The organism is Clostridium sp. NSJ-49 (genome assembly GCF_014287725.1).
GTDB lineage: Bacteria > Bacillota > Clostridia > Clostridiales > Clostridiaceae > Clostridium > Clostridium disporicum_B.
Map to the genome: position 1 here is coordinate 1 of NZ_JACOOP010000071.1, position 11,646 is coordinate 11,646.

Below are 11,646 nucleotides of genomic sequence, written 5' to 3' on the forward strand. Positions count from 1 at the left end.
TCAATTTTATTGTAGGTTTGTTTACCATACAATAAAAAATTCAAACTTATATAATTTTCAAAGAGCGAGCAATTCTATGAAAAATCAAGCTATTTTTTCATATCAACTTAACAGATTCTCTATTTATTCTAACGTTTTTCAAATATACTCTACACCTTATTAATTCATCTACTTTTCTAAATATAGATGATATCCTATATTTATTACATGCAATTACTTGCTGTTAATTCCAATGCTTTAAGTAATTCATTGTACTGTTCTCTATCCATATTTTCACGTAATCCAAATATTATTTTTGATACAGCTTTTTTGGTAGCAGCTTGTACACTACTTTGTAAAAAGCCTTTATCATCTTCAGATATATTTATATTCTTATATACCTTAGTAAGCTTACAATGAGTTAACTCACCAACTATTTCACTTATCTCATTTACCTTAGGAGCTAAAGCCCTAATCTGATACCAATTAATAAAATCCTGTTTATATTCTGAAAGAATTCCTCTTGCACTTTCTAAATCTTCTTTTTCACATTCAGACCTTACTCCAAAATCATCTATATGAAAAAGTCTTACATTACTAATCTCATCAATTTTAGGATCAATATCTCTTGGAAGTGCCATATCAATAAAGCAGTACATTTTTTCTTTATTTAATAATTCACTAATCTCTTCTCTCTTTATAGTATAATGTGGACTTCTTGTAGCACTAAAAATAAATTCTTTTTCTTCTATTCCATTACATCTCTCTTCATATAGTACTACTCCACAACCTGATGGTATAATAGCTTGTTTCTTTTTGTATTGCCTAAGTGTCATTTCAACATTAGCACCTACATCTACTAAGTTACTAGCCATAAGGCGTCCCATCTCACCATTTCCAATAACAAGACACTTTTTTTCTTTTAATGACCCATACATTCCTTCTAATTGAGAAATTATTGTCTCTGGTAAAGAACGATTTTTATTCGTTAATATTACTTCTGTTTTTACCTTCTTTGCTCCTGTTATAGCTGTTCTAAATAAAGTTTCTAATATACTATCTATATATCCACTTTTTCTAGCATTATCTGTAGCTACCTTTAATTGAGTTAAAATTTGATCTTCTCCAAAAATTTGAGAATGTATTCCACAGGCAAGCTCTAAAAGATAATCAACAGCTTCTTCACCTTGTCTTACTATAAAACATTTTTTTATATCTTCTTTTATAAGGAAATCTATTTCTTCATCTCCTAATACTTCATTTATAAAAAAGTCTAGTGCTAAAGAATTATTTCCACTTATCCAAAGCTCTGTACGATTGCAGGTAGATAAAAAAATACATCCTTTAGCTATTTTTGAATCTATTAACTTCTTAGCTATAATATCCTGTTGCTCTGTTGTTAGCGAAAACTTTTCTCTATATTCAATATCAGCATTACTATAATTAATTCCTGTCATGTAAATATCCATATGCTCATCCTTTATTAATAACAATATAGATTATTAAACACCAAACTGTTATATATTTAACATTTAATGTTATATATTTAACATACCATAATTATATATTGAGTTAAATTAAGTTTTGCCTAAGTTAATCATAGGAAATATTTATGATTAATCCTTTACATAGACATGATTGAATCCATAATCTCTGAACGTTTAAAGCTTGATGCTACTTGAATAAAATTCACCATGCTATGTGATAAAAACTTATTCTTATGATATACAATAGAAAAAGAACGATTCCAAGCACAACATTCATTTTTTAGAACTACTATACTACCATTCTTAATTTGCTCTTCTACTAATCTCACTGATAAAACAGCCAAACAATTTTGTTCTATTACAGCATTTATCAAGGCTGTTGGGCAGTTTGCTACTACACTTTCTTTTATTGAAATACCTTGTTTACTTATATAATTTTCAAATTGTTCTCTTGTTCCACTGCCTTTTTCTCTCATTGCAAATCCTTGATTTTTTAACTCTTCCACTGTGAAATGACGACTTTCAGCCAATGGATGATTCTTACTACAGACAAGTACTAGATAATCATCTACTACTGGAATACTTACTAAATCTGAACTCTTTACAACGCCTTCAACTAAGGCTATATCTATATTTGCTTTTAATAATTCATCTTCTATTGCTTGCGTATTATTTACATAAGAATAAATTTCAACAGTATCATCAATACGTTCAAACTCTTTAATAATGTCATTAATTAAACAACTTCCTATTGTGATAGTTGAGCCAATTCGGAATGATTGTACCTTAGAAGATTCTAACATTTTACTTTCTAATTCATCGAATTGCTTTACAACTTGTTTTGAGTAATATAATAGCTTTTTCCCCTCTTCAGTAATGAACAGTTTCTTAGATAAACGTTCAAATAACAAAAAGCCATAATGCTCCTCTAACTCTTTTATTATCTGACTTACCGTTGGTTGCGATAAATAAAACTTTGCTGCTGCAATGCTCATTTTCCCACTTTCTGCAACCTCATTAAATACACGTAAATGTTTAATTGTCATATAATTCTCCCTCTTTTATCCTTTATCCAATAACCCCTTTACTTATTCGACATATTTCCCCAAAAAGTTCATAGGTATTTCCTATGACCTTAATAAGATAATATCACTTTCCTAATATTAACTCAAATGTTATATTTAGATTGTTAGTATGTTAAATAAATGACAAGGGAGTGATTTGGTGAAAATACTTATTATTGGTGGAGTAGCTGCTGGTACAAAAGTAGCTGCTAAATTAAAAAGAGAAAATCGCGATTTAGATATTACTATATTAACCAAAAGTAATGATATATCTTACGCTGGATGTGGTTTACCTTATTATGTTGGTGACTTAATCCATGAACGTTCTGGACTTATTGTAAATACACCAGAAAGTTTTTCTGCACTTACAGGTGTTAATGTCTTAACACAAATGGAAGTAACTAATGTAAATCAATCAGAAAAAGCTGTATCTGCTTTAAATCTATCTACAAACGAATCTTCTACTTTTACATATGACAAATTAGTCATAGCTTCTGGTGCGAATCCAATTAAGCCAAGCCTTGAAGGAGTAGATTTAAAAGGTGTTTACTTTATGAGAACACCAGATGATGCAATTTCTTTAAGAAGCTCTGTAGAAGCTGGAGAAATTAAACGAGCTATAGTTGTTGGAGGCGGTTTCATTGGGCTTGAAGTTGCTGAAAACTTAGCAGTACAAGGAGTTAAAGTTTCTGTTCTTGATATGGCAGACCACGTACTTCCAGGTTTTGACCCTGAGTTCTGTGACTATGTAGAAAATCACCTTGCAGACCACGGTATTATGACTTTTACTAATACTCGTCTTGAAGGTATCCTTGGAACAGATAGAGTTGAAAAGGTTAAAACTCAAAAACGTGCAATGAAATGTGATGCTGTAATTCTTGCAATGGGTATACGTGCTAATACTTCTTTCTTAGAAGGTACATCTATAGAACTTATGCCTAATAGAACAATTAAAGTTAATGAATATTTACAAACAAACGACCCTGACATATATGCAATCGGTGACTGTGCATGCGTAACAAATTCAATTACAAATGCTCCAGCTTGGTCTCCTATGGGATCTTCAGCAAATATCGAAGGTCGTATTGCCGCAAAAAATATTGCTGGTAATAAATTAAAATATAACGGTGTATTAGGTACTGGTGTTTGTAAATTACCAGAACTAAATGTTGGACGTACTGGTTTAACTGAAAAACAAGCTAAAGATGCTGGTTTTGATGTTGCTTCAGTTGTAACTGTAGTAGACGATAAAGCACACTATTATCCAGGTGCATCATCATTTATCGTAAAAATGATTGCTGATAAAGAAACTAAAAAATTATTAGGACTTCAAGTAATCGGTAAAGGTGCTGTTGATAAGATGGTTGATATCGCAGTAACAGCTATTACTCTGAATGCTTCTTTAGAAGATATCGAGAATATGGATTTAGCTTATGCTCCACCATTCTCTACAGCAATACATCCATTCTCTCATACAGTAAACGTATTACTTAATAAAATCAGTGGAGCATTTACAACAATAACTCCATTTGAATATAAAACTAACAAACCAGAAGGTTATAAGGTAATTGATGCTTCAATTGCGCCTTCTATTACAGGTGCTCCTTATATGGACCTTACAAAAGTTACAGGACCTGTAGAAGGATATAACTTAGATGACAAATTACTATTAGTTTGTACTAAAGGTAAACGTGCTTACCTTTTACAAAACAGATTAAAACATTATGGTTACACAAATACTCTTGTACTTGAAGGCGGTTCTACTTTCTCAGAAGTAGAATTATAATAAAAAAATTTATAACATTGGAGGAATTAATTATGGCAGAAATGACTATGACAAAACTTAAGGTAACACCAGAAGATGAAAAAAGAGTAAAAGCGATGGGCTTTTTAAGAAACAAGGGAACTGATTGTTTCTCAGGTAGAATTATTACTGTAAACGGTAAAATTACTGCAGCTCAAAATAAATGTTTATCAGAAGCAACAGATTTATATGGAAACGGTGTTGTAACACTTACAACTCGTCTTACAATTGAATGTCAAGGAATCCACTATGATAACATAGAAAAATTCCAAGAATATATTGCAAAAGAAGGTTTAGTAACTGGTGGTACTGGTTCTAAAGTTAGACCTGTTGTATCTTGTAAAGGGACAACTTGTCAATATGGATTAATAGATACATTTGCTCTTTCAGAAGAAATCCACGAAAGATTCTTCAACGGATATGCAAATGTTAAGTTACCTCACAAATTCAAAATTGCAGTAGGTGGATGTCCAAATAACTGTGTAAAACCAGACTTAAATGACGTTGGTATTATTGGTCAAAATATACCTAACTATGATGAAGATGGATGTAACGGATGTAAGAAATGTGGTGTTGCAGATGTCTGTCCAATCAAAGCTGCTACACTTCAAGATGGTATCTTAGAAATCAATAAAGATGAATGTAACAACTGTGGACGTTGTATTGGAAAATGTCACTTCGACTGTATCGAAGATGGTACTACAGGATACAAAATCTACATTGGTGGTAGATGGGGTAAAAAAATTGCTCACGGTATCGCTTTAGATAAAGTATTTACTACTAAAGAAGAAGCTTTAGACGTAGTAGAAAAATTAATCTTACTTTACAGAGAACAAGGACAAACTGGAGAACGTTTATCTCAAACAATTGAGCGTATAGGATTTGAAAGAATTCAAGAAGAATTACTTTCTGATGCTATTTGGGATCGTAAACAAGAAATTTTAGATGCACAACTTCACTTAGTTGGTGGAGCTACTTGTTAATCTAAACACTATATAATTTTATAACAAATCACCTAATTTAATCATAAAAATAGCCTTAAAAGGATTCTATTTCCCACTATTTAGAACTCCTTTTAAGGCTAAAACAAAGTGGAATTATCCACTTTAATTTATACTTTCAATCGTTTTTTTTTTAACAAGTAGAATTGATATTAAAGGGGAGAGAAATTTATGAACAAGAAATCATATTTTGCTATTATTGTTTGTGTTGCTATTGCTGTTATTGCTACTTACTTAGGTGGATTACAAAATATCGTAGGTGCTCCTATGATAGGTCTATTCATTGGTATGTTGATTGTAAACCTTCTACCAACTGTAGATAAAGATTTTAAAAAGGGAACTACATTTGCAGGAAAGAAATTTTTAAATATTGGTATTATACTTGCTGGTGCTACATTAAACTTCAGTCAAATTCTTGGCTATGGTGCAAAAGCACTTCCATTAATCATTTTTAATATTTGCCTTTCTTTTACTGTTGCATTTTTTGTAGGAAAGAAATTAAACCTTTCTGATAATACATGTACTCTAGTTGGTGGTGGTACTTCTATCTGTGGAGGAACTGCTATAGCAACTCTTTCATCTATAATCAAAGCTAAAGAAACTGAAATTGCATATGCTATGACATCAATCTTCTTATTTGATATTTTAGCAGCTTTAGTTTATCCATATCTAGCTGGTGCTCTTAATTTAACAGCTAATCAATTTGGATTTTTAGCTGGTACTGCTATAAATGATACTTCTAGTGTTGCTGCATCTGAAGCTACTTATAATGCACTACATGGTCTTGACCTTAACTTAGCAATTACCGTAAAACTTACTAGAACTACTATGCTTATTGCACTTGCTGTAATTTTTACGATACTTGCTATACGTAAAGAAGCTAAAGAAAATGCTATTGCTACTGCATCAACTATGAGCAATTCTAGTGCTGCAACTCAAGTTGCTGTTACTAAACAAGCTAGCGTAGGACAAACAGTATTAAAAGTATTCCCTTGGTTTATACTTGGATTCCTACTTATGGCTGTATTAAATACAATGGGTCTATTCAGTAGTATCGAAGGATTATCTGGATTATTTAAGACTGGATATAAATTCTTTATTACAGTAGCTCTTGCTGGTGTAGGATTCAAAATTCAATTTAAAGATTTATTTACTAAAGGTATTAAACCTATTATCCTTGGTGGATGTACTTGGCTTGCAGTTGCAGCTTCATCAATGATATTTATTCACCTATTTGCAAGCTACGTAGGATAGTTATTAATTAGAAATTATTAAATAAAAAAGCTGGCACTTTTGTTGGGGGACATTAGTGCTAGCTTTTCTTAAAAGGTTATTTTTTGGGGTAAATAATAATGCTTTAACTACTTTATGAATTTATAATAACTTTCTTTTGTGACAATTAGGTGTCAAATTTATTACAATATATTAAACTATTATAATTAACAGTTTAACTTCATAAGTCTTATTACATTTTCAGCTGCCTTTTCTAAGTTTTCTTGACCTTTAGCTAAAGCTTCTTCAATAGACATTACACCTTGCATAATTCCAAATATACAATCTATGCCCTTTTCATATAGCACGTCTATATTATCTCCAACTTTTCCCGCAAAGGCTATAACTGGCTTATTATATTTTTTAGCAACTGTTGCAACGCCTAAAGGAGTTTTTCCATATTGAGTTTGAAAATCAATACTTCCTTCTCCAGCCCACACCATATCTGCAGCTTTTACTTTCTCTTCTAATCCGGCGTATTCTATTACCATTTCAATTCCTTTTTTCAGATTTCCATCTAAAAATGCCATTAGTCCAGCACCTAAACCTCCTGCTGCTCCTGCACCTGGTACATTTAATATATCTTTTCCGAACTGATTTTTTATTATATCTGCATAATGCCTTAAATTATCATCTAATAAACTAATCATCTCTTCTGTTGCTCCCTTTTGTGGCCCAAACACATTTGAAGCTCCTCTTTCACCACAAAGTGGATTATTAACATCACAAGCTACTTCTACAGTAATATCATTTAACCTAGAGTCAAAATTAGTTAAATCTATACTATGCAATTTTCCTAACTCTCCTCCACCAAAACCTAATTCATTTCCATATTTATCTAATAATCTTCCACCTAGAGCTTGAATAACTCCTGCTCCTCCATCATTAGTTGCACTTCCCCCAATACCTATTAGTAGCTTTTTCACACCTTTATCTAAACAAGCTTTAATAAGTTCACCAGTACCATAAGTAGTTGTTATTAAAGGATTTCTTTTATCTAATGGAACTAACTGTATTCCACTTGCACTAGCCATTTCTAAAATTCCTATATCTCCATCCCCTAAAATACCATACTCTGCTTTGACCTTGTTTCCTAATGGTCCTACTACTTCTAAAGAATACACCTTACCATTTGTGGAATCCACTAATGATTGCATTGTGCCTTCTCCCCCATCAGCCATAGGAACATGTACACATTTTATATCTGAATTTACTTTCCTTATTCCTCTTTCCATTGCTACACAAGCTTCTTTTGCAGTCATACTTTCCTTAAATGAATCTGGTGCTAATACGATAACAAAGTCTTTTTTCATATAATTCTCCTAAATAAATCTATTTAAAGTTTATTTTCCTATGTTTATATTATAAGGTTAGTTTTAAAACATAATCTTTTCATTTCTAAATTAATAATCAAGATTAAATTTCTTGGAATTCATATAGAGGTTGATGGCAAAGAGAAAAGGTCCCCATCCACCATCACATACTATTATACAAAATATATAGAATGTATATCCATATATTACATTTACCATTTTCCCTTAATTTCCACTTTAAACATAACTTAAATATAAAATTTTTACTTACAGAAACTTAATAAATAGTTTAATATAAAAAAGAGTTTGCTTATAATTAATATATAGAAATATAAAATACTAAATTGAGGGGTTTATGTATGAGAAAGAAAGATATACTTGAATTAAAAAAACGACTAAAGAAAGACCACTGTACTTTTACTAAAATGTGTGGGTGCTATGTCAGTGGAGAAAAACATGTAATTTTAAAATTTAGAGAAACATTCTTAAACTTAGAGGAAGATGATTATCATAAGTACTTAGAAATTGCTAAAAAAGTTATGTCTGGAACTATTGGAAATAATATTTTGCAACTTGAATTTCCACTTAATGAAGACCTTGTGAATGAAAAACAAATTTCTCTTATGCAACTTAAAAGTAGTGCATTAAAAGATGATGCTCTTCTTGATAGTTTTTACGAATCTATTATAGAGAATTATGATTATACAGGTAACTTTTTAATACTTCTGTATCATGATGCTTATGACGTTATTACTAAAACTAAAGATAATGCTAAGCTTGATGAATCTGAAGAAGTATATGAATACGTACTATGTGCAATATGTCCAGTTTCACTTACTGCACCTGGTCTTAGATACTATGAGGATGAAAATAGAATTAAAGCTCGTGATAGAGATTGGGTTGTTGAAGCTCCTGCTAATGGATTTATATTCCCAGCATTTATTAACCGTAGTTCAGATGTTAACTCTATTATGTACTACACAAAAAATGCTAAGGACCCACATTATGAATTAATGGAATATGCTTTAGGATGTCCTTCAAAACAAACTGCTACTATTCAAAAAGAAACCTTCCAAGAAATAATTAAAGGTTCTTTTGGTGCTGATGAAAAGAAAGCAGATAAAGTATTTATGGAGGTTCAAGAAAGCATTAATAATATGATAGAAGAATATAATTCTATGTATGAAGATGTAGCTGATGCTGAACCAATATTAATATCAAGTAAGGATATTCAAAATATCTTAGTAGAAAGTGGAGTTCCAGAAGAGCTTGCTCCTAAAATAGAAAAATCATATGCAGCAAACTTCGGCAATGACCTACCTTTAGCAGAAAGCTTAATTGACCCAAAAGTACTTAAAGCAAATGAGCAAAGAAAAAAAGAAGAACATCTTGTAAGACAAGTTGAAATGCTTCAAAACAAACTTGAGCAAGTTAAACAAGAAGCTGCTGCTGATAAGGTGACTAATAACTTTACAGAAGTTAACGAAGGTAATGTAGAATTAGAAAATGCTACAGAAGATAACACTTCAGAAGCTTTAGAAAATACTACTGAAGAACCAGTTGAAAATAACTTAGAAGAAAATAATATGGATGCTACTGAAGAAACTAATTATGCAACATTAGAAAATGATGTAGATGAAGCTGCTAATGCAACTGTAGAAAGTGATGAAGTTGCGGCTGATTATGATGTTATACTTCAAGTAAAACCTGAAAAAATACCTCAAATAAAATCACAAATAATTGACGGTAAAAAATTCATAATGATTCCTATTGATGAAGATGAACAAACAACTGTTAATGGATTAGATGATTTAATTTAATAACTATCTTAAATTAAAATGTTGATATAAAACACTTAATTCAGCACATAATGGATTAGTATAATAATTTATATTATCCTAGTTCATTATGTGCCTATGTAAGTATCCCATACCAACAAATACATCTAATAATGTAAATTTCAAAATATAACCATTCTATAAAACTTATCTTTAATTTCTTGATTTTTTATTCATATACGCATAAATAGGCAACCCTATTATTGTTATAATTATTCCACCTAAAGATATAAGTGGTGCTGTAATAAGTTGATTTATTACAACAAAAGTTCCTCCAAGTATTGCTATTATAGGTATTACTGGATATCCTGGAACTTTATAAGGTCTATAAAGGTCTGGCTTAGTCTTTCTAAGTATAATTACTCCTATAAATGTAAGAACATAAAATACCCATACTGCAAATATAGTTAAATCACTTAATAAATTAAACTGCCCTGTTAATGCATATATACAAGCAAGTATTGATATAAGTAATATTGAGTTATATGGTGAACCACCTTTATTAACCTTTGAAAGAATATTACTACCTGGTAATAATTTTTCTTTAGTTAATGCATATACTACTCTTGGTCCTGTTAATAAATATCCATTTAATGTTCCAAATACAGATATTAATATCCCTGCTGATATTAACTTTCCACCTATTGGCCCAAATAATTTTGTAGCTACAAGAGATGCAGGTGAAGTAACATTTGCTAAGCTACTTGCTGGGGCTACCCATAAATAAGCTACATTGATAGCTAAATAAACTGCCATAACTAATGATAGTCCACCAACTATTGCCTTTGGTAAATCCTTTCCTGGATCCTTCATTTCACCAGCAATAGCTCCAACGTTTATCCATCCATCATAAGCAAATAATGTTGCTATAAGAACTTGACCTAAAGTAGTTACAGGGTTCACTCCCTCTCCAACCATAGGTGTAAGTATTGATGTGCTGTTTCCCTTTGTAAATCCAAAAATTATAATTAAAACTAATGGAACTAATTTCCCTAAAGTAGCTACAGTCTGAATAGAGCCACCAAAAGAAGACCCAATAGTATTTAAAAGTGCTGTCAATAATATGATTCCTATAGCTATTGGCAATACCATTTTCATATTATTTGACGTAGAACCTAAAAGTTCTGAAGCTTGCTGTGCAAATATTACAGCTACAGCTGCTATCGTCCCTGGGAAAAATAATACTGTCTGCATCCATCCAGTTAAAAATCCATAACGCTTGCCATATATTTCTTCAATATAAATCATCATACCACCAGTCTTTGGTATTGCGGCAGATACCTCTGTTGCAGTAAGACCACCAGCTATTGTTATAAGACCACCTAAAATCCATGCTAAGATTCCTAATCCAGGTGCTCCATTAGTTGCGGTATATATTGCTTGAGGTTTAAAAAATACACCTGATCCTATAACTACTCCTACAACTGTTGAAAAAGCAGCAGCTAAACCAAGGCTTTTCTTTAGTTCTTTGTTCATAAATTCCTCCGTAAGTATAATATTAGCATTTACTAATTATACTTAAAAAATATTTTTAGTCAAATTTCGACATTTTATGACTTAATTAATTAAATCTCTGGCTCAATTCAAAATAAAACTATCCTATTAGCTTTCCTTCTTTCTTACTATTTATAGCTTAATAAATTTAATTTTTAATATCGTAATTATCAATTTTCTAATCTATTATTTCCTTATCTATTATTAATATCCTCTGTATAAATAAATTCAAAAAAATGATATTCTTATATTAGGTAAAAATTTATTTGATATAAAGAATCTGTTAAGTTGATATGAAAAAATAGCTTGATTTTTCATAGAATTGCTCGCTCTTTGAAAATTATATAAGTTTGAATTTTTTATTGTATGGTAAACAAACCTACAATAAAATTGA

General features: G+C 30.8%; 8 protein-coding genes. 4 read left to right on the top strand and 4 right to left on the bottom strand.

The window, feature by feature from the left end; genetic code table 11:
- Positions 1 to 203: 203 nt before the first annotated feature.
- Together hemA and H8S10_RS16645 are read right to left on the bottom strand one after the other, a co-directional pair.
- Positions 204 to 1,448 carry a glutamyl-tRNA reductase gene (hemA, locus tag H8S10_RS16640; RefSeq protein ID WP_186839619.1) on the bottom strand — a complete coding sequence of 415 codons (1,245 nt, stop codon included), beginning with the start codon at positions 1,446 to 1,448 and terminating at the stop codon, positions 204 to 206.
- Between the two features lie 155 nt (positions 1,449 to 1,603).
- Positions 1,604 to 2,512, bottom strand: coding sequence for a LysR family transcriptional regulator (locus H8S10_RS16645; RefSeq protein WP_055267850.1), 909 nt, complete (start codon positions 2,510 to 2,512; stop codon positions 1,604 to 1,606).
- Positions 2,513 to 2,690: 178 nt separating this feature from the next.
- Here H8S10_RS16645 and H8S10_RS16650 point away from each other — a divergent pair, with 178 nt between their 5' ends.
- The 3 genes from H8S10_RS16650 (at position 2,691) to H8S10_RS16660 (ending at position 6,589) form a co-directional block, all read left to right on the top strand.
- Positions 2,691 to 4,316 (top strand): FAD-dependent oxidoreductase, encoded by a 1,626-nt coding sequence (locus tag H8S10_RS16650; RefSeq protein ID WP_186839620.1) that lies wholly within the window; start codon positions 2,691 to 2,693, stop codon positions 4,314 to 4,316.
- Between the two features lie 32 nt (positions 4,317 to 4,348).
- Positions 4,349 to 5,317: a (4Fe-4S)-binding protein gene (locus H8S10_RS16655; protein WP_341380627.1), complete on the top strand. Its 969-nt coding sequence runs from the start codon at positions 4,349 to 4,351 to the stop codon at positions 5,315 to 5,317.
- Between the two features lie 189 nt (positions 5,318 to 5,506).
- Positions 5,507 to 6,589, top strand: coding sequence for a putative sulfate exporter family transporter (locus H8S10_RS16660; RefSeq protein WP_186839621.1), 1,083 nt, complete (start codon positions 5,507 to 5,509; stop codon positions 6,587 to 6,589).
- A gap of 185 nt (positions 6,590 to 6,774) precedes the next feature.
- Here H8S10_RS16660 and H8S10_RS16665 read toward each other — a convergent pair whose 3' ends face one another.
- Complete coding sequence (locus H8S10_RS16665; RefSeq protein ID WP_186839622.1) at positions 6,775 to 7,920, bottom strand: glycerate kinase; 1,146 nt, start codon at positions 7,918 to 7,920, stop codon at positions 6,775 to 6,777.
- A 359-nt stretch (positions 7,921 to 8,279) separates the two neighbouring features.
- Between H8S10_RS16665 and H8S10_RS16670 the strand changes: the two genes are divergently transcribed.
- Positions 8,280 to 9,740, top strand: coding sequence for a DUF4317 domain-containing protein (locus H8S10_RS16670; RefSeq protein WP_055267858.1), 1,461 nt, complete (start codon positions 8,280 to 8,282; stop codon positions 9,738 to 9,740).
- A gap of 171 nt (positions 9,741 to 9,911) precedes the next feature.
- Here H8S10_RS16670 and H8S10_RS16675 read toward each other — a convergent pair whose 3' ends face one another.
- Positions 9,912 to 11,234, bottom strand: a complete 1,323-nt coding sequence (locus H8S10_RS16675; RefSeq protein WP_055267860.1) for an amino acid permease — start codon at positions 11,232 to 11,234, stop codon at positions 9,912 to 9,914.
- Positions 11,235 to 11,646 lie beyond the last annotated feature (412 nt).